General features: G+C 48.7%; 14 protein-coding genes. 4 read left to right on the forward strand and 10 right to left on the reverse strand.

What is annotated here, in order from left to right; translation table 11 throughout:
- Nucleotides 1-35 precede the first annotated feature (35 nt).
- Both K2G41_RS08615 and pyk read left to right on the forward strand, forming a co-directional pair.
- On the forward strand, nt 36-2,261 hold the full coding sequence (locus K2G41_RS08615; RefSeq protein ID WP_300117358.1) for a glycoside hydrolase family 3 C-terminal domain-containing protein: 2,226 nt from the start codon (nt 36-38) through the stop codon (nt 2,259-2,261).
- Between the two features lie 225 nt (nt 2,262-2,486).
- Nucleotides 2,487-3,899 carry a pyruvate kinase gene (gene pyk, locus K2G41_RS08620; RefSeq protein WP_300117329.1) on the forward strand — a complete coding sequence of 471 codons (1,413 nt, stop codon included), beginning with the start codon at nt 2,487-2,489 and terminating at the stop codon, nt 3,897-3,899.
- A gap of 167 nt (nt 3,900-4,066) precedes the next feature.
- On the opposite strand, the gene K2G41_RS08625 is transcribed toward pyk, so the two are convergent.
- The 10 genes from K2G41_RS08625 to K2G41_RS08670 all read right to left on the reverse strand — a co-directional run bounded on the left by K2G41_RS08625 (nt 4,067) and on the right by K2G41_RS08670 (nt 15,268).
- Nucleotides 4,067-4,630: a hypothetical protein gene (locus K2G41_RS08625; protein ID WP_300117331.1), complete on the reverse strand. Its 564-nt coding sequence runs from the start codon at nt 4,628-4,630 to the stop codon at nt 4,067-4,069.
- A gap of 111 nt (nt 4,631-4,741) precedes the next feature.
- Entirely contained in the window at nt 4,742-5,449 is a 708-nt protein-coding gene (locus K2G41_RS08630; protein ID WP_300117333.1) for an LrgB family protein, read from the reverse strand.
- Nucleotides 5,430-5,798 carry a CidA/LrgA family protein gene (locus tag K2G41_RS08635; protein ID WP_300117335.1) on the reverse strand — a complete coding sequence of 123 codons (369 nt, stop codon included), beginning with the start codon at nt 5,796-5,798 and terminating at the stop codon, nt 5,430-5,432. The genes K2G41_RS08630 and K2G41_RS08635 overlap by 20 nt, the downstream gene beginning before the upstream one ends.
- Nucleotides 5,799-5,954: 156 nt before the next feature.
- Entirely contained in the window at nt 5,955-7,028 is a 1,074-nt protein-coding gene (locus K2G41_RS08640) for a calcium/sodium antiporter (protein WP_300117337.1), read from the reverse strand.
- A 156-nt stretch (nt 7,029-7,184) separates the two neighbouring features.
- Nucleotides 7,185-9,644, reverse strand: coding sequence for an alpha-L-arabinofuranosidase C-terminal domain-containing protein (locus K2G41_RS08645; protein ID WP_300117339.1), 2,460 nt, complete (start codon nt 9,642-9,644; stop codon nt 7,185-7,187).
- Nucleotides 9,645-9,833: 189 nt separating this feature from the next.
- Nucleotides 9,834-11,456: a pseudouridine synthase gene (locus K2G41_RS08650; RefSeq protein WP_300117341.1), complete on the reverse strand. Its 1,623-nt coding sequence runs from the start codon at nt 11,454-11,456 to the stop codon at nt 9,834-9,836.
- A 104-nt stretch (nt 11,457-11,560) separates the two neighbouring features.
- Nucleotides 11,561-12,949, reverse strand: coding sequence for a glycoside hydrolase family 88 protein (locus K2G41_RS08655; RefSeq protein ID WP_300117343.1), 1,389 nt, complete (start codon nt 12,947-12,949; stop codon nt 11,561-11,563).
- Between the two features lie 325 nt (nt 12,950-13,274).
- Complete coding sequence (locus K2G41_RS08660) at nt 13,275-13,637, reverse strand: hypothetical protein (protein WP_300117345.1); 363 nt, start codon at nt 13,635-13,637, stop codon at nt 13,275-13,277.
- Between the two features lie 309 nt (nt 13,638-13,946).
- Nucleotides 13,947-14,816 (reverse strand): RhuM family protein, encoded by an 870-nt coding sequence (gene rhuM, locus K2G41_RS08665; protein WP_300117347.1) that lies wholly within the window; start codon nt 14,814-14,816, stop codon nt 13,947-13,949.
- A gap of 230 nt (nt 14,817-15,046) precedes the next feature.
- Nucleotides 15,047-15,268 (reverse strand): DUF2795 domain-containing protein, encoded by a 222-nt coding sequence (locus K2G41_RS08670; protein ID WP_297071017.1) that lies wholly within the window; start codon nt 15,266-15,268, stop codon nt 15,047-15,049.
- A gap of 314 nt (nt 15,269-15,582) precedes the next feature.
- On the opposite strand from K2G41_RS08670, the gene K2G41_RS08675 reads away from it, so the two are divergent.
- Together K2G41_RS08675 and K2G41_RS08680 are read left to right on the forward strand one after the other, a co-directional pair.
- Nucleotides 15,583-17,877, forward strand: coding sequence for a TonB-dependent receptor (locus K2G41_RS08675; RefSeq protein ID WP_300117349.1), 2,295 nt, complete (start codon nt 15,583-15,585; stop codon nt 17,875-17,877).
- Nucleotides 17,878-18,070: 193 nt separating this feature from the next.
- Nucleotides 18,071-18,997 carry a hypothetical protein gene (locus K2G41_RS08680; protein WP_300117351.1) on the forward strand — a complete coding sequence of 309 codons (927 nt, stop codon included), beginning with the start codon at nt 18,071-18,073 and terminating at the stop codon, nt 18,995-18,997.
- Nucleotides 18,998-19,091 lie beyond the last annotated feature (94 nt).

The raw sequence follows: 19,091 nt of genomic DNA on the forward strand, positions 1-19,091 counted from the left end.
AGATTACGAAAATGAAGAATATCTTATTCAGCATAATGCTCTGCACGGCAGGAGTGGCTACACTGACCTCTTCCATGCCGGTCTATCTTGACGAATCACGTCCTGTCGATGAGCGTATAGAGGACGCGCTCTCACGCATGACCACTAAGGAAAAGGTGGCTATGCTCCACGCTCAGTCCAAATTCTCGTCACCGGGTGTTCCGAGTCTCGGCATACCCTCGTTCTGGACCACTGACGGCCCTCACGGCATCCGTCCTGAAGTGCTTTGGGACGAATGGGAGCAGGCCGGATGGACAAATGACTCCTGCGTGGCCTTCCCGGCACTGACATGTCTCGCTGCGTCGTGGAATCCTGATGTGGCTCTTCTCTACGGCAAGAGCATCGGCGAGGAGGCGCGTTACCGTGGCAAGGATATCCTCCTCGGTCCGGGTGTCAACATCTACCGTACTCCTCTCAACGGACGCAATTTCGAGTATATGGGCGAGGATCCCTATCTCGCGTCAATTATGGTCACCCCCTACGTGAAAGGCGTGCAGAGCAACGGTGTGGCGGCCTGCGTGAAGCACTATGCCCTCAACAATCATGAGGTGAACCGCCACACGACCAATGCCGTTATCGATGACCGCACTCTCTATGAGATCTATCTGCCGGCTTTCAAGGCCGCAGTGCAGGATGGCGGTGCATGGTCCATCATGGGCAGCTACAATCTCTATAAGGATCAGCATGCCTGCCACAACCGCTATCTCCTCAATGACATCCTCAAGGGTGAGTGGGGATTCGACGGTGTAGTGGTGTCGGACTGGGGTGGCACTCATGACACTCCCGAAGCTATCGCCAACGGCCTTGACATGGAGTTCGGCAGCTGGACCAACGGTCTCTCCAACGGTAAGAGCAACGCCTACGACAACTATTATCTCGCCGATCCTTACCTCTCGCTGATCAACGAAGGAAAGATCGGAACGGACGAACTTGACGATAAGGTGCGCCGCATCCTCCGTCTCGCTTACCGCACGACTCTTGACCGCAACCGTCCGTATGGCTCGCTCTGTTCGCAGGAGCACATCGACGCTGCCCGCACGATAGGCGAGGAGGGAATCGTGCTTCTGAAAAATTCGCGGGGTGTGCTTCCGCTTGATCTCAACCGCGTCCGTAAGGTGGCCGTGGTCGGTGAGAATGCCATCAAGATGATGACTGTCGGTGGCGGCAGCTCATCACTTAAAGTGAAATACGAACTTTCACCCCTCGACGGTATCCGCAACCGTCTTGCAGGTAAGGCTGATGTGGTCTATGTCCGTGGTTATGTCGGAGATCCTTCCGGAGAGTACAACGGTGTGACTACAGGTCAGAATCTAAAGGATGACCGCAGTCCTGAAGAGCTGATAGCCGAGGCTGTGGGTGTGGCCTCGGACGCAGACTGCGTGATTTTTATCGGCGGTCTCAACAAATCGGCTCATCAGGACTGCGAGGATTCCGACCGTGAGGGCTTGGAACTTCCTTACGGGCAGGATGACGTCATCCGCGCTCTTGCAAAGGCCAATCCTAATCTCGTTGTGGTCAACATCTCAGGTAATGCCGTTGCGATGCCTTGGGCCGATGAGGTCGCAGCTATCGTTCAGGGATGGTATCTCGGAACAGAAGCCGGCAATGCAATAGCCTCTGTCCTTACCGGCGATGTTAACCCCTCCGGTAAACTTCCGATGACTTTCCCGGCTAAGCTCGATGATGTGGCAGTACATAATCTCGGTCTCTACCCCGGCACTCCCCGCGAGGACGGAAGCAAGACTGTGGATTGCCGTTACGACGAAGGTATCTTTGTCGGTTACCGCTGGGCGGAGAAGAATAATGTCAAGCCGCTTTTCCCCTTCGGTCATGGACTGAGCTATACTGATTTCAAATATGGTAAGGCCACTGTCGATAAATCATCGCTCGGCAAAGGTGGTAAGGTCACTGTCACCGTACCTGTCACCAATATCGGTGACCGTGAAGGTTCGGAAGTGGTACAGCTCTATGTCGCTGATCTGAAATCATCTGTCCCCCGTCCCGTAAAGGAACTTAAAGGCTTCCGCAAAGTTCATCTCGCTCCTGCGGAGACCGCCGAGGTAAGTTTTGAAATCACACCTGAGGCATTGAGCTATTTCGATGCCGATACCCACTCTTGGGTGTGTGAACCGGGAGCTTTCGAGGCTCATGTCGGTGCCTCATCGGCTGATATCCGCAGCAAGGTTAAATTCAGCTATGACAACAGCATGGCTGAAAGATAATGAGGAAATCCCGTAACCTTTAATCAGTTAGTTGACAATACAAAAGTCTGAATTCTCCCTGTCCTCCGCACCGTTTATGACCGGTGCGGAGGATTTTTTTGCATATTACAGCAAGATTTTATTATTTTGTAAACGAGTAGATATAAGACGTTTAATGCTCGATGCTAAGATTATGTTAGCGATTGATATACGTTCTTACCATTGGTTTACGTTTAATATTATGTTATGAAGAAATTTACAAAAATAGTAGCCACTGTTTCGGATAAACGCTGCGATATTGATTATCTCCGGCAGTTGGCAGATGCAGGGATGAATGTGGTGCGCATGAATTCGGCGCACCTTGAGTATGATGGTTTCAAGCGGATTGTCGATAATACCCGTAAAACCGATTATGGGATTGCGATCATGATGGATACGAAAGGTCCTGAAATCCGTACGACAGCCACTGCCACCGGGTTGCCCATCACGTTCAACACGGGTGACATTGTGGAGTTTGTCGGAGATCCCGACGGACTTACCACCGAACGTACGATATGTCTTAACTACGCCAATATCGCCGAGGATGTGAAGCCGGGTGACCGCTTCCTGATTGACGACGGAGAACTTGCTTTCGTGATCAATTCCGTCGATGGTGCCCGCATCATGGCCCGCGCGGAGAACAGCGGTAAGCTTGGTTCACGAAAGAGTGTGAATATCCCCGGCGTATCGATCGCCCTTCCGGCTGTGACCCGCCGTGACCGCCGCAACATAGCCTATGCCGTAGAGCTGGGAGTAGATTTCATTGCCCACTCGTTCGTGCGTTCGGCTGCCGATGTCTATGAAGTTCAGCACATACTCCATTCTCTCGGAAGCAAGATAAAGATTATCTCCAAGATAGAGAATCAGGAAGGTATCGATAATTTCGATGAGATCCTCGCTGCGTCCTACGGTATAATGATCGCGCGCGGCGACCTTGGTATCGAGGTGGCTGCGGAGCGCATTCCGGGTATTCAGCTGATGATGATCAACAAATGTATTGCCGCTCACAAGCCTGTCATTGTGGCCACTCAGATGCTCCATTCGATGATTGATCATCCCCGTCCCACACGTGCGGAGGTGAGTGACGTCGCCAACGCCGTCTATCAGCGGGCTGATGCAATGATGCTGTCGGGTGAGACGGCCTACGGTAAATATCCCGTAGAGGCTGTGCGTACGATGGCAAGTGTGGCTATGGAGGTGGAGCGTTCGCATACATCTAAAATGGAAGTACCTGAGATGGCTGACCGCCGTGTGACCTCCTTTCTTTCGCGTCAGGCTGTAATGTCGGAATTTCTTGTCGGAACGAAAGCTATCCTTACGGATACTTACCACGGTGTCACGACGCGATTTATCTCATCGTTCCGTGGCGGTAACCCCACCATCGCAATCTGCTATAACCGTGAGGTGCAGCGTTGGCTCGCTCTGAGCTATGGCGTGCTTGCCTATTGTTACCCCCATCCCGATGCCCACAAGGGTCAGCGTCATCCTGTCGAGGCTCTGCGCCGTCTCGCCGACGACGGTCTTCTTAATCCGGATGATCGTGTGGCCTATCTCTCAGGTCCTGAAGGTGGAGCGACTTCTCTCGAAATCGACACCCTCGCCCATCTGATGCAATCTTGACAGCAGAACAAATAAGCGGGATAAGTCCATCGACCCGTTAACCATCGGGAGATAGAGAATATATCAAAAGCTATATCGAAATGATCAACACGGTTGTATTGCCTGCAATTGCACAGGAAATACAACCGTGTTTATTTTGACACAGCCACTGCTGCGGATAATTATAATCAATTTGCCTGAAGCGGGGTCATGTGGTAGCCGAGAGCATTCAGCTCCATTGCCATACCGGCGAGATACAGTTGATTGAGGGCGGCAATGTAGCATCCGAGGGCGGCTTCAGTGCCCGGCTCTACATGCTCGTGGTTGAGGAGACCATAAACGCGCGAAGCACATTCGGCCACAAGTTCGGAGATCTTCTCGGCAGCTTCACCGGAGTAACCGAGGACATCTTCAACCACTGTTTCGTCCATATTGTCGTAGCCACGCTTGTCGCGCAGGTTTTCGTAGATATTTTTTTCCTTTGAATATTTTTCCCAGTCCTTGTCCCAGTAAAATGCCATGGCCATACCGATGAGCATCATCCATCCGAGCGACACTACGGGATAATCCTTGAATTCGCGTGCCCCGTCGGGCATATAGGCTCTGGCGATCTCACCCCATTTTTCCTCTACGTCGGGACATTCAGGCACGTGTGGATCGAGGGCTTCCTTCTTCTGGAGAAATGCGATTAGATCCTTGTGTACTTTTTCTTCGAACTCGCTGACGAGTTTCTTTGCTTCGTTATTATCCATGATTTTCAGTGTGTTTAAATTCAATATGTCTATAATAACTTAACAGCTTGGCTTACCTAATGGTTGACTTATGGGACTGACTGAGTAACGACGAACCGGAATCCGTTATGCTCACGGCATTAGCAGTTCGACTATCGGTCCGGCCAAAAAGGCTGTCAGGACACCGTTGAGGATCAGTCCGAGCGTAGCGTAGGCACCGTAGCGGTCAGAGATTTCGCTGATGCGGTTAGTGCCCATTACATGAGCTGCCGTACCCATGCTTAGGCTTTGCGATACAGCGCGGCGTACGTGCCCCCAATGCATCATCTTCAGGCCCGCAGCCGCCCCAATCATCCCCACGACAACCACAATGGCTGATGTGAGAGCCGTTATGCCTCCGATCTGCCGGGAGATCTCGATGGCTATAGGTGTTGAGACCGATTTGGGGGCGAGAGACCGGACTACATCCGGTGATGCACCGAGCCAGCGGGCTATAAGCACGACGGATGCAATTCCGACCACGCATCCCGCAAGTTCTGTCAGGAAAAGTGTGATGAACTGGGAGCGGATGTGCTTGAGCTCGTTGTACAGAGGTAATCCCAGAGCCACGATGGCAGGTTTTAACCAAAATTCAATCAGATAGCCGGACTCATAGTATTTCTCGTAGGATATCCCTGTGGTTTTAAGTATCACAATGAGGGCAGCAATGGTGATGAGCATGGGGCTAAGCCATGAGATACCGCTGCGTTTCTGGAGCCATCCCGCACCCCAGTATATGAGGAATGTAATGGTGATAAGGGGGAGCGGGGTCGAAAGATGTTCAATCAGCGTGGCGGTCATGATAATGATGTTTAAGACGCGTATGGATGAACTGATGGATGTGGCCCGTGACAAGCAGGACAAGAAGAATTGACACCACAGTGGCTACGGTAATTGGCAACCATTCCGCAGCGATGAGGTCGAAGTAGAGCATGAGTGCCACTCCCGGAGGAATGAAAAAGAATGCCATGTTGGAAATGAGGAATTTGCAGACGGGCTGTATGGTTGCCGGTCTGATAATCTTGCGTTCAAGCAGGAGAGTGAGTATGAGCATCCCCAATATACTGCCCGGAATATTCAGTCCGGGAATAAGGCTGATAAGCTCGCCCAAAGCGAGACAGCCGAATATGATACCAAACTGTTTTGCCATTATCGTTACATTTCTGACGCGAAATTACAAATATTTTCAATAACATGATCGGCCGGAGGAGTGATTGCCGGCTGAAAGTGAATAATGGCAGATTTTCAGATTCGTTATCTCTGCTGTCATCGACTTTGTCGCCGAGACAGTAGTACCCTCATCATCTTATCCTCTAATTACAGTGAACACCATGTATCCGATATAAAGCGCGACGAGCGCACAGCCGAATATCCTGCTTACGCACTTGCTTTTAGAGAGTGTGGGTACAAGCCATATCAATGCCGCCCCACCGACAAGCGTGATGAAATCCACAAATCCGATTGAATCGGCCCTCAATGGAATCACGAGTGCGCTTAACCCGATGGAAAGCAGGGCGTTTATGATGCATGAGCCTACGATATTTCCCAATGCTATGCCACTCGCACCTTTTACGGTTGCCGTAACTGACGTGACGAGATCGGGAAGTGCATTGCCGATGGCCACAACAGTCAGCGCGACCATTCCCTGACTCATCCCTACTTTCAGAGCCAGACCGGTAGCTCCGTCAACAACCCAGTTGCCACCGATGACCAGAACGGCGAGTCCGGCGGCTATCATCACCCATGAAAACCAGAACTTATGTTGCAATCTGGATAGATCCGTCTTCAGCGTGGTCAGTTCATATTTTAGAGTGTGGGATGAGGCGATTCCATGATTTGATGTCCCGGTATCCGCGCTGGTATTTTCCGAAGTGTCGGATGGATCTGTGTCCGCAGCAGTTGTGTTGTCGTTACGGGAAGAGAGGATCATGAACCACATGTAAAATATGAATATCACTATGAGCATTATGCCTGACGAACGGTTGATGATGTTATGGTGTCCGCCGTCAAAAAGCACGGTATCACCCGCAAACCAAAGAGCGGCCGAGGCGATAAAAAGTATCGGAAGATCCTGATAACGCATGACTTTGCTTACCTTCCAAGGATGTATGATGCCCATTACGCCGATTACCAGAAGGATGTCAAAGATATTTGATCCGATCACCTCGCCTACGGCCATCGTCGGATTATTCTGAAACGCTGATTCCACACATACCACCATATCCGGAAGTGTGCTTCCGAGCGCGACGACTGTCAAGCCGATTATCAGGTTTGACACCTTGAATTTCCTTGCCACCGTGACGGCTCCGTCAGTGACATAGTTGGCTCCTATGACAAGAAGTGCAAGGCCGAGAATGAGGAAAACGATATCGTGCAGCATAGCGTAAGGGAGTTTTGATTTATAAACGTTTGTTAACAGCTTTTAGTTTGAACCTCTACGGTAGGGATCATGGTATCTGGTCGATGACCCGAAATAATCCCGGCTTGCACGTAAGAAATTACAGGAAACAGGCTTTTGACCTGTATCCAGTGAAATCTACTGAAGCGGAATCCTGACAATGTTTATGGAATAGGCGGGGACATGGAAGAGAACTTCATTTGAGTTCCCGGCCTTGATGTCGGCTTTCACGGGAGATATACGGTTGGGAGCTGATATCGTATTTTCATCATTTCCGCTTTCGGATGATAGGCGAATCAATTGCAATGCATCATTTTTAGTCGTATCGATCGTGCAGTTGGATAGATTGATAACGCCATCCGCGTGTCCATCGCCCAAATTTACGATCTTGACAATCATGGTCTTTGTTGCGTCATCCATAGTGGTAGATGCATAGACGCCTTCATTCGGATTGTCGTTCATACTCTTGCAGGAGAGATCGAGTTTGCCGTCCAGATAGCAATTGATACTGTCACCGTCAACCTCGACCCGAAGGTCGTACCAACGGTCATCCTCTACACTGAACCGGTGACCTTTACACAGCGTAACCCGACCGCCGCCTATCGCCTGCTCTACATTGTTCTGAGTGTTTGTCCAGCCACCGATATTAAACCATTGATAGTTGTCTCTGTCCTTATATCCGAACATGGCCATGAAACCCTCCGCTCCTGAATTTTTCTTTGCCTGCACTTTGAAGGTATATTTATCCGCTTCGATATTATCAGGACATACTATCATTGCCGGTTGCTTGCCGCTACTCTGAGTGATCCCGGTAGCAGAAATATTCCAGTCGCCCGATACTTTATTCCATGTTCTATAATCGCTGATATCGACAGTCTTGCCTTCGACGATCAGCTGTGGATCACGATAAGTGACATCTGTGTCCCATGTGGCAAGCCCTACGTGGACGGGGTGTTGCGTTTCCTCCTCTGCCGAATGAGGTTTTGTCAGATCGTAGGTCCAGCCCGTCTTGACAACCTGTGTGCCGATGTTGTTAGCAAACAGTTGCTGGACATAATATGACGGAGTTCCCATAACCTGCGAGGAGTTGAAGCGAATCATATCAGGTCGCCAGCGTGCGTCATTCTCATTCACGAAGATAGGGGCGTAGGAGTTCATCACAACCACATCCGAGTTGTTTTCCATACCCATCATATAGACAGCCTCTCCCAAAGCGGCGTTAAGATTGCCGATGTTTCCAAAATTACTGGTCACGGCATATTCGCCCACATATATCAGATGCTTGTCGCGGTCATAGTCATCATATTTGTTGAACCTGTCCGCAAACCACTTCGGGTTGCGGTAATAATGTTCATCCACAATATCCACGGGGTAATCGTTGCGCCACGATGGATGATCTGTGGCCCACGATTCGACATTTCCGATACATTTCACATTGGGATATTTCTCCTTTATGGCATTGTAAAACTGTATGTAGCGTTCAGGATAGTGGTCGCTCTGGTCGGAGTTGTCATCCATGTTGAAGTTGTAGTTCTCGTTGCCGATCTCGATATACTCCAGATTGAACGGTTCGGGATGACCGTTGTCAGCACGCATCCTGCCATACTTGGTGGTTACGTCGCCGTTGGCATACTCAAGCGCATCAAGGCATTCCTCAATCCATTCCCCGATCTGATTGTATGGTGTGCAGCCGCCATGCCAGATGCCTACATTAACCACGAACAGCGGCTTGGCTCCAAGATCCTCGGCCAACTGTAAATATTCATGGAAACCGATGCCATCGCTTGTGCGATAGCCCCAGTTGACATTCTTGTGACCCTCACGCTGCTCGATTGGGCCGATGGTGCGCTTCCATCTGAAGGCATTGTCGGGACTTTCCTGCCCTTCAACGAAGCATCCTCCGGGAAAACGCATGAAAGTTGGATTCATGTCGGCAAGCATCCCGGCCAAATCGGGACGCATTCCGTTCTCACGATTCTTGAATGTCGGGGGGAACAGGCTCACCACGTCAAGCTGAAATTCTCCGGGCTTGTCGGCTAAAAGCGTAAATTCCGCTTTAGGGTCATCTCCTGTAGCTATTATGGAAGCAGTGTATTTTTTCCATTCTTTAGATAATGATACTTTCACATCTGTTTCGCCAAGTGTATGTCCGGCGGTCGATTGGAGGCGTGCGGCGAGTACCCCTTTATATTTATTGTCGCTTTTTGCCCAGAAAGACAATTTATACTCTCTGCCTTTTGCTGCGTTTATGCCCCAATAACCTTCGTTGCGAACGCCGTCTCCATTATTGACTATGGTGACGTTGAGTGCATTATGCTGCACATCATTGAGCAATCCGTCCTGCACCAACGCAATAGCAGCATCGCCTACACTGTACCAGTTACAAGGTGTGGTGTCATCCTCAAAGGAACGGTTGCGTATCAATTCGGCATAAAGACCTCCATCCGCCGCATGATTTATATCCTCATAAAATATTCCATAATGGGTCGGACTGACCATAGGTCCTCTCTGATTGGCATCAATGTTGATGACTACTTGTCCATTTACTGTATGAGTCATCACCATCAGCGTGGCGGCAAGAAACTGTCTTATGTTCATTGGTATTGATTTTGGTAGTTGAGATACTAAGAAGTATTTATCGGTACAGGCGTATCTTTATGGCAAATTTCGTCAGAATTGTTGATACCGGCAAGTATTTTGCTGTAAATCGAATCACGAATCCGGAAATCAATCTTCTTGGTTTAATTTGAATGACTTACATAGTGACGATTGATCGGTCATAGGGGATCAAAATGGGGTGGGGGATTCAAAACTGTAGTGTTGTCTGTCGATGGGGAATGTAAATTCTATTTTTTGAGCGTGGAGGAGCAGACGTCCCGGTGCGTTATTGAGATTTTTGCTATACAGACGGTCGCCGGCAATCGGAAGACCGAGTCCGGACGCCGATGCGGCGTGGACCCGCAGTTGGTGCGTGCGTCCCGTAAGAGGATGGAAAATTACACGACTGTGACCATCCCTTGTACCTGTAAATTCGTAATCCGTCAGTGCGTCTTTCCCATTTTCGAGGTCGATACGCTGCCGGGGACGATCAAGCCAATCGGGCGAAATGGGCAGGTCTATATGTCCCTGCTGGGGTAGCCCACGGGTGGAGTAATCGCCTTCCAATTCTGCCACGTATGTTTTCCTTACCTTACGCATTGAGAACAGCGATTGCATCACCTTCAGGGTGAGCGGGCTGAACGTGGCGATGAGCAGTCCCGATGTGTCTTGGTCAAGTCGGTGAGCCATTCTGACGAACCGCTCAGACCCATATCGGTCCGCAAGCCATTGCTGCACGGAGATTGCCGCGCCTTTACCGGGCACGGAGAGCATTCCGCTTGGTTTGTTGACCACACAAAACCATTGATTTTCATAGATGATCTCCGGTGTGTGAGTGATAGTTGACCGATGGTCACTGTCGAGAGGCGGTTCAATACAGAGTCCTTGGAGCATCCAGCCGAGGACGGGCAGACATTTGCCACGGCATGCCGGATAGTGCTTGCCGTGTATGCGCAATTCTCCTCCTTTTGGTTCGCCATACCAATATTCGGCGATTGATACCGGATGCCATCCTTGCAGATATGCGGCTTGCAGGAGTTTCGGGGCGCAACATTCTCCTGCGCCGGATGGGGGAATCCTCAAGGGGGTATCGGCAAAGATTTCACTCAGACTTCTGCTTTCGCCACGTGCGTTGAGCAGATGGAAGCTGGAGAACAGCCATTTCTGTAAAGCTTCGGAGTCGCTGCGACGTTTTTCTTTAAGTGAATCGAGGTGGGCCTGCGCATGCTTCAGATTTTCAGCGTATTTTTCAAGATCGGTGGCCAGTTTCTTTTTAAGACGGTGCAGTTCGGCTTTCTCAAACTGACTCCGGCGTATCATGGCTGCCATCTCGTCATCACTGATAATACCCGATGCTCTCTTGGCGTCTCTCTCCAATTTCGACAGGCGGCATTTCTCTTTGTATTCCGAGATCTCGGCATCCATTTTTGCTTTTGCCTGCTCGTAGTCACTTTTTATTTTAGTAAAAGTATCGTTTTCGAAGAGGGCTATCTCGGCATTCTGACGTGATATGTCCGCTTCCTTTGTCTTGAAATAGCCGTCGGGTTGCAGATAATCGAACACCGGACCTACGAATCCATGATGATAGAAGCCTCCGTCGCCCAACTGTCCGGAAAAAGCATACAGCGTATGACTTGTGCCGTCGGTATCGGTAGCGATGAGGACGCCGAGCATTTTTCCGGCCTCAAGTTCACGGCAGAAATTGATATCATCGGGCCTGTCGCTCTTCTTCAGAGTTTCCAGCCTAACAAGTAAGTCCCGGAAAGCTTCATCACATGTTTCAGCAGGCGTATAATCAAACGGGTTGTTCATGACAGCTAAATTATAAAATATCCCGGATTCCTACAAGCGAATCAATTTTAGAGGGAATTTTATGACGATGGTTAAACCACCTATATTAATATATCAATAATGGATTAGTGGTTTATTTTCTTAGTTGCGATACCGTTGCGCAGCTCGATATAGATACCCTTCGGAGGTGTAGGGTATCTATGGCCATAGATGTCGAATATCATAACTGGCGACGATGCCGGATCGGCTATTGCGGGATGCAATGATGAGGTGATGTATTTCTCATATTCCAGACATGCCATTATGAATGAGCCGATACCTTTGCCTTCGTTGGAGACGATGTTGACATCACTGCCGTCAAGATAGTAATCGGCTGTGCCGTTACGTTCGCGTTTGTTGGACGGTCCCAGACCTGCCGATCGGCATATATTATGGATATCGACTCCACCGGTACGTTCAGTGATGAATGTGGCGAGCACTCCGTCGTAAGCCTTCATGGCCACGGGACTGAACTCTGCAGAGTCAAGTAGTCCGAGTCTTATGCCTTTGAGCATGGCGTATGTGAACATGCACGATGCCGATGCTTCAAGGTAGTTGCGGTTGCCACGTGCGCTGACAAACGAATCGTCATACTGCATGAGCTGATACCATACACCGCTATGAGAATCCTGCCAGCGACGTATGCCATCGATCACTTGGGCGAAAATTCCGGCTATTTCCGCGTAGTCAGGGTGCTCGCGAGGCATAAAGTCCAGTACATCTACCAAGGCTGCTGCATACCATCCCATTCCGCGTCCCCAAAATTCCTTGCTGCATCCTTTGAACGGATCGGCGGTGTTGGCCCAGAAAGAATTGGCATCCTTCGGATTTGCGCTCCATCCATGATAATTGAGTGATTTTTGTGCATCGTAGGTGTGGTTATGTATTGTGATGAACTGCAATGCGATGTCGGACCACGCTTCATTTTCGTCGGGGGCGAAGGTAGCGAGATATTCGGCATAGAAGACAGCTCCCATATAGAGTCCGTCGAGCCACATCTGATAGGGGTAGGAATCCTTGTGAATGAAGCCATCCTTTCCATCGTCGAGTGATATACGTTTGTACTCATAGCGCAGATACTTGTAAAGGTAATCGGCAGCCCGACGATATCGCTCACCGTTAGCTTGATTCACCGTTGATTCGTGTGCATAAAGATCGAAAAGCACTTTTCCTGAAGCAATATTGTCGAGGCTTCCTTTCTTGAAGCTGCGGAAGTTACCGTCGGTATCTATGGCGTTGTCCGCGTAGGTTTTGCACCATCCGTAGGCTTGGGCCGAAAGATCGTCGTCGGGATACTGGGAGCAGTACATCAGTATGGTTTTTGCCACGAGACCGCTCACATAGTCCCACGATTTGTCGGCGGACCATTCCTTGCCATGTGATTGGATCATGGATGTGGAATATCTTGAAGTCTGTGCAGTAACCGACAGGCAGATGAGAATTGACAGCACGAATGTTTCGAGTTTTTTCATCATGGATTTGATTGTGGTGAGGTAAAAAGAAAATAACTATTGCAAAATCTACGATCACATATAATCGTCAGTCGTATATTGGGCAAACAAAAGCGAATTTAAGAATAACCCATGAATCTGGCAAGAGAATAGGGAAAAGGATTTAGATTTAACGTATTTTCCGGGAGAGTTTTAGTGATTCTCTCACAAATAGATATCCCCTATAGTCGAAGAAAGGAGCAAGTGATATGTATAATAGATTATGGGGCTATGCCGTAATGTAAACGACACAGCCCCACCGTAAAATTTATTTTAGAGGAATAGAAGATCTTTGCTCTTCTGCCTCATTTTACTCGGCATAAAGATTTTCTGCCTGCTGAGGAATGTATTGATCAACTAGTCTGCTGATTTTTTGCAGATCTGGTTTCTTGTCGGCATAGTCGATTAAAGTTCCGATCGGGTAGAGGTCAGGATCGGATGCCGACTGAAAATCAGCTGCATCTTCCGAATAGTCTCCGTCCTCCACGGCATCGGCTTCAATTGCATAGTCGCTGAATGCAATCGTACGGTCGGCATCTGCGTGTCGTTCGATGCTTACCAACAAAGTGGTTGGAATAATGCTTAATTGAGGATCTTCGCCCCAGAATCCGGGATTTTCGATGACTTCCGCCACTTTTGCGGCAATAATGTCAGTAAGTTCTTTTCTTGTCATAGTATTTGGTAATCTTTTTGCTTTTATAACGTGTAAATCAATGAAAGAGTTTTTCTTTCTGATAGCACGTCCTCTATAAGTAGGTAAGAAAGAATTATTGAGGGGTAAATTTACATGGCCGGTAAAATTTACACCACATTTACCGTAAATTCCTCACTGTGTTATTTTGTCGAAGTAATTGTTTCATTTACCTGATAGGGGTCAGTCAATATCCATCTTCGTTAAATCAGAGATGTAGAATCCTAATATTTATGTGAAAATTGGAAAAGTGAGTTTGTCTATCACGGACTTTCAAAAACAACGTTGTAGTTACAGAGCTGTTAGCAATTTTGAACCAGTCATCACTTCCATCTTGGAGAAAGCGAAAAGTTTTTTGCCGAGATCTTTCAGGGATGCACCGATGTGATAGACATCCTCATCAATAATCAGAAAACGGTCATGAGCTTTGGTGTATTTATGGAGAGTAATACCCGGATACTGCTCGTTGTGCTTCTCTACATCTTGACGAAGTTGTTTCGAGATCTGGCCGTCGTAAATATTAACCGTCACTCCCGGTTTACGTTTGGATAACTGTACAAGGACTGAGTCATCAATGTAGTTGTCGATGAGCACAATCCGTGTTTTGGCCTGACGGATAAGATCTGCCACAAGCGCGTAGGCATCGAAAATCTGCCCGTTGAAGAAGACTCCCTCCTTAGGTTGAAGAGAGGAGCGCACAAAGAAATCAACTTTCTCATCAAGTTGAAGCAGATGGCGGTCATGCTCCGACAATCGTCTGTCAATTCTGTCTTCAAGCTGCATAAGACGCTGATTTATGGAATAGCCCCTCAGCAGATAATCTTTAAGAATCTGAAGTGCCCAGATTCTAAACTGTGTGCCTCGGACGGACTTTACTCGATATCCTACAGATATAATTACGTCAAGATTGTATAATTTAGTACGATATTTCTTTCCATCTTTTGCAGTTAGTAAGGATTCCTTACTAACTGAATTCTCTACTAACTCTCCATCCTTGAAGATATTACGAGTATGAAGCGTGATATTATTTCTTGTGGTTTGAAATAATTCAGCCATTTGTGCCTGTGTAAGCCACACCGATTCATCCTCCACCCTTACATCAAGAGAAAGGGTGTCATCCGGTTGATAAAGTATAATCTCGTTTGCTTGATTCTTATCCATATCGCAAAATTAAATAAAATTTATCAGATTTAGATTAAATATTCTCGTAATTAGGAGGTTACTATTTTCGCTTAGGTAAGTAAACAGATTTTCGGCATGGTAACGGTCTAAAAATAGGCAAGTTTATTTTGCGATAAAAGGACAGAAAAAGCGATTGACAAGTTTATTTATTCGCTTGTCAATCGCTTGTGTTTTAATTATTTAAGGCGCAGATTTCGCCTGATTCCGGCTTAATACTCCTCTTCGTTGAAGAAGAAGTCTTCTTTCTGGGGGTAGTCGGGCCAGATGTCTTCGATGCATTCGTAGGTGTCACCTTCGTCCTCCATTTCCTGAAGGTTTTCGATTACTTCCATCGGTGCGCCGGAGCGCATTGCATAGTCTATAAGTTCCTCCTTGGTTGCGGGCCAAGGTGCATCTTCGAGTTTTGATGCGAGTTCAAGTGTCCAATACATAGTGGTAATGCGTTAGATATATGAATATTAGTATTTATTTCTAAGTCCCATGATTTTTGTGGGCGCAAAGGTAATGATTTTCTATATATATACAATCGAATTGGCAAGGTGATTTGTTAAATCTTCTAAACACCATCATGCAGAGGGTTTTTAATAAATAATTCTTACCTTTGCACTCCGATTTTTTCCCCGCAGGGTCGGGGTGTCGGACAGCAACATTGGATCGCACGGTGTGAGATGTGTTTCTTCGCTGTCAGTCATAGGTTTAGCTGCTGCTCCTTTGTGCTTTAATATTTAAACTCCAGATAATTGTCATGTTTCTACGCAGTCTCCTGTTTTTCACCGCGCTTTCAGGCATGGGTATGATAAATTCGTCAGCAATTACTGAGCCCGGTTCATCGAGCCCACGTATCAAGGAAGGCCCCGACACCCTTGCCATCGGTGAGGTCACTGTGACATCCATCAAGCAGGCGCGTTCATTGTTGCGTCAGCCGGTCTCGGTGACGACGCTGCGACAAGGTGAGATCGAGCGTCTTAACGTGGTCGGTCTGAGGGGCGTTTCGGAGATCGCTCCCAACTTCTTTATGCCTGAATACGGGTCGAGGATGACTGCTTCGGTATATGTGCGCGGTATCGGAGCGCGTATCGATCAGCCTGCCGTCGGACTCAATGTCGATAATATCCCTTATCTCAATAAGGATGCCTATGATTTCGATATGCTTGACATTCAGCGTATCGAGGTGCTTCGCGGGCCTCAATCGACTCTCTACGGCCGTAATACAATAGCGGGTCTTATCAACGTCACTACGCTTTCGCCCCTCCACTATCAGGGTGTGCGTGCGCTCGCCGAGGGGGCTACGGGAAATAATTACCGTCTCGGTCTCTCGGCTTACGGATTGCTCACTCGTGGCCTCGGCATGTCGGTGAGTGCTTATGGTGCTTATCGCGGAGGCTATTTCCGAAATGCCTACAATGGTCAGCGTACCGACCGCGAGAGGGTGGAAGCTCTGCGATGGAAGACATCATGGAGGCCAGCTGACAATCTTCTTGTCGAAAACGTGGCGTCTTACGGCCATGCCCGTCAGAACGGCTATCCATACGCCTATGAGGAGACTGACCTGATAAACTATAATGACACGTGTTTCTACAAGCGCACCACGTTCACCGACGGACTTACCGTCAACTGGTCAACCCCCTATTTCACTTTGGCCTCGATCACCGGCTTCCAGTATGTCGATGACAATCTGACGCTTGATCAGGACTTCCTGCCTGCCAATTATTTCACGCTCACCCAGAAGCAGCATGACCGCAGTGTGACGCAGGATGTCGTCATGCGCGGTTCGGTCGGTAACTACAGCTGGCTTGCCGGAGTGTTCGGATTCTATAAATACAGCAACATATATGCTCCTGTGAATTTCAAGGAGGACGGTATCAATGATCTTATCCTTGACAATGTCAACTCCCTGCTTCCCGCCGGGATGCGTCTCGCATGGGATCAGCCGAACCTCTTCCTCGGCTCTGATTTCACAAATCCAGTGAAGGGCGTGGCCGTCTATCATCAGAGTTCCTACGACTGGCGTAATTTCACTTTTGCGGCCGGCATACGTCTCGACTACGAACACACTGCACTGAAGTATCGCAGTTACAGCGATGCCTCCTGCACGATGTATCGAGGAAACATACCTCTCGGCTCAGTTGATGTAAGTATCGACGAGGCAGACCGTCTGTCGAAACATTTCTCTCAGCTGCTCCCAAAAGTGAGCGTCACTTACAATCTTCCGCATTCCGCGCTCTTCCTGTCCATGTCGAAAGGCTACAAGGCAGGAGGCTATAACACCCAGATGTTTTCCGAATTCCTTCAGCAACGTCTCAAGGACGAGATGATGGGCAAGATGCCCGGTGGCGGTGGCCGGCCGCAGACACAGGCTTCGGCCGGAGAGGGCTACGATGTCAACGGCCTTGTCAACTATCGTCCGGAAGTGTCGTGGAACTACGAATTGGGTGGCCATTTCAGCGTTGACCACGGCCGCGTCTATTCATCCTTCGCACTGTTCCTGATCGATTGCCGTGACCAGCAGTTGACCATGTTCCCCAAGGGTACGACTACCGGACGCGTTATGGCCAATGCAGACCGCACGCGCAGCACCGGTGGCGAGTTTACGTTTGCCTATAATCCCACTCCGCGTTGGGCGTTCAATCTTGCCTACGGCTATACTCACGCCACTTTCCGCCGTTTCAATCTCGGTGAGGAGAGCTTCAAGGGTAAGCACGTGCCCTACGCTCCGTCCAATACCCTCTATCTTGCCGCCACCTATCGCCATCCGGTTGAGTCGCGAATCATCAAGGGGCTCAGCCTCACGGCCGACATGCGCGGTACGGGTGCGATCTACTGGGATGAGGCCAATAACTACAAGCAGCCTTTCTATGCTGAGTTGGGTGCCAATCTGCGCATCGACATACCCTGCGGATCGGTCGATCTTTGGGGTAAGAACCTTACTGACACCCGCTTCTCGACTTTCCGCTACGAATCAATGTCAAACAGCTTCTTCCAGCGCGGTCTTCCGGTCCGTGGCGGTGTCACGCTACGTCTTGATTTCCGTTCGTTATGATGTGTTCGGGCGGATATGGGTGATTTCCAGTCGTATATTTTGTTTTTTTAACCAAATGTAAAGGATTGGAATCATACTAAACAATCGCATGTCCGCGTTAGTATAATCGTTCCGTATATAATCGACTAATATACCGGTAATAGGAAACCTCAAATTCTACGACATTAATATAAGATAACCAATCATATTGACTATGAAGAAATACCTTCTTTCACTCGGCCTCATCATCGCCGCCACTCTCTCCCTGACCTCTTGCCTCGGTTCGAGCACAAGCGATCAGAAATATACCTTTAACTATGGCCCTAACGACTGTTTCAACCGCGTCGTTGACACCCATACCGGTGAGGCATATATCGGACTCAATCCTACCTATAAGTTTGAATTCAATATGTCAACCCAGAAGCTTAATTTCGAGATGTCCAACCTCAAACTGACATCGGGCTATCAGGGTCTCAGCTTCCGTTTCCCGGAAATGAATTTCGGGGTTGACCAGAATGACGGCTTCTTCACCGCTTCCGGCTCAAACATCACGCCTGTCGGTCTGACTTCGGCCTATGTGTTTGATGATTTCAGCCTTCGTGCCTATCCTTTCCGCAATCCCGGTGTCTATGTGATGGATTTTATGATTGAGAATCGTTACAAAGTCACCACCTTCCCTGTCTGTCCTCTCTACCTCGGTTCGATCTATGCCACAAACCAAGAACCCAAGGAGGGTGAGGATGCTCAGTTTGAGATCATCAATGATGCGGATACTTACTATCAGATTCTGATCAATCCCGAAAAGATGACCGCCATGCTTGCTGTTGCGTATGCCAAATATTCCAAGGACATGACTCGCTACAGTTTTGCTGCGCGTGAACTGCCCATCGAGTTAAACGAAACCGGATTCTCCATCACTACTGAGGCCGACAAGAAGTTTGATCTCTATGATCCCTCTACAGTAACTTCTGAAAATGCTAAGCCTATTGAAGGATGCTCTATCAGCAACATCCGTGTGGCCGCTACTCTCCGTACCGGTGCATCAGTGACGTTTGACTGCGATCTTGGCAATTATGGAAAGTATTCGGTTCGTGCCATTCTGCGCTACCTCTTCTATAACGACGACAAAACTGAAAAATAAGTAAAAATATCTTTAATATAAGACTTAATGCCAAATGTGCGCATGAGACTTTCGGGTCTCATGCGCACATTTTTTTGTCGTAGGGTGGGGGAGG

Source organism: Duncaniella sp. (genome assembly GCF_029056165.1).
GTDB lineage: Bacteria > Bacteroidota > Bacteroidia > Bacteroidales > Muribaculaceae > Duncaniella.

Excerpts from the sequence above, each read along its gene's own strand:
- K2G41_RS08615 (WP_300117358.1), top strand. The coding sequence starts at position 36 with ATGCTCTGCACGGCAGGAGTGGCTACACTGACCTCTTCCATGCCGGTC.
- pyk (WP_300117329.1), top strand. The coding sequence starts at position 2,487 with ATGAAGAAATTTACAAAAATAGTAGCCACTGTTTCGGATAAACGCTGC.
- K2G41_RS08625 (WP_300117331.1), bottom strand. The coding sequence starts at position 4,630 with ATGGATAATAACGAAGCAAAGAAACTCGTCAGCGAGTTCGAAGAAAAA.
- K2G41_RS08630 (WP_300117333.1), bottom strand. The coding sequence starts at position 5,449 with ATGACCGCCACGCTGATTGAACATCTTTCGACCCCGCTCCCCCTTATC.
- K2G41_RS08635 (WP_300117335.1), bottom strand. The coding sequence starts at position 5,798 with ATGGCAAAACAGTTTGGTATCATATTCGGCTGTCTCGCTTTGGGCGAG.
- K2G41_RS08640 (WP_300117337.1), bottom strand. The coding sequence starts at position 7,028 with ATGCTGCACGATATCGTTTTCCTCATTCTCGGCCTTGCACTTCTTGTC.
- K2G41_RS08645 (WP_300117339.1), bottom strand. The coding sequence starts at position 9,644 with ATGAACATAAGACAGTTTCTTGCCGCCACGCTGATGGTGATGACTCAT.
- K2G41_RS08650 (WP_300117341.1), bottom strand. The coding sequence starts at position 11,456 with ATGAACAACCCGTTTGATTATACGCCTGCTGAAACATGTGATGAAGCT.
- K2G41_RS08655 (WP_300117343.1), bottom strand. The coding sequence starts at position 12,949 with ATGATGAAAAAACTCGAAACATTCGTGCTGTCAATTCTCATCTGCCTG.
- K2G41_RS08660 (WP_300117345.1), bottom strand. The coding sequence starts at position 13,637 with ATGACAAGAAAAGAACTTACTGACATTATTGCCGCAAAAGTGGCGGAA.
- rhuM (WP_300117347.1), bottom strand. The coding sequence starts at position 14,816 with ATGGATAAGAATCAAGCAAACGAGATTATACTTTATCAACCGGATGAC.
- K2G41_RS08670 (WP_297071017.1), bottom strand. The coding sequence starts at position 15,268 with ATGTATTGGACACTTGAACTCGCATCAAAACTCGAAGATGCACCTTGG.
- K2G41_RS08675 (WP_300117349.1), top strand. The coding sequence starts at position 15,583 with ATGTTTCTACGCAGTCTCCTGTTTTTCACCGCGCTTTCAGGCATGGGT.
- K2G41_RS08680 (WP_300117351.1), top strand. The coding sequence starts at position 18,071 with ATGAAGAAATACCTTCTTTCACTCGGCCTCATCATCGCCGCCACTCTC.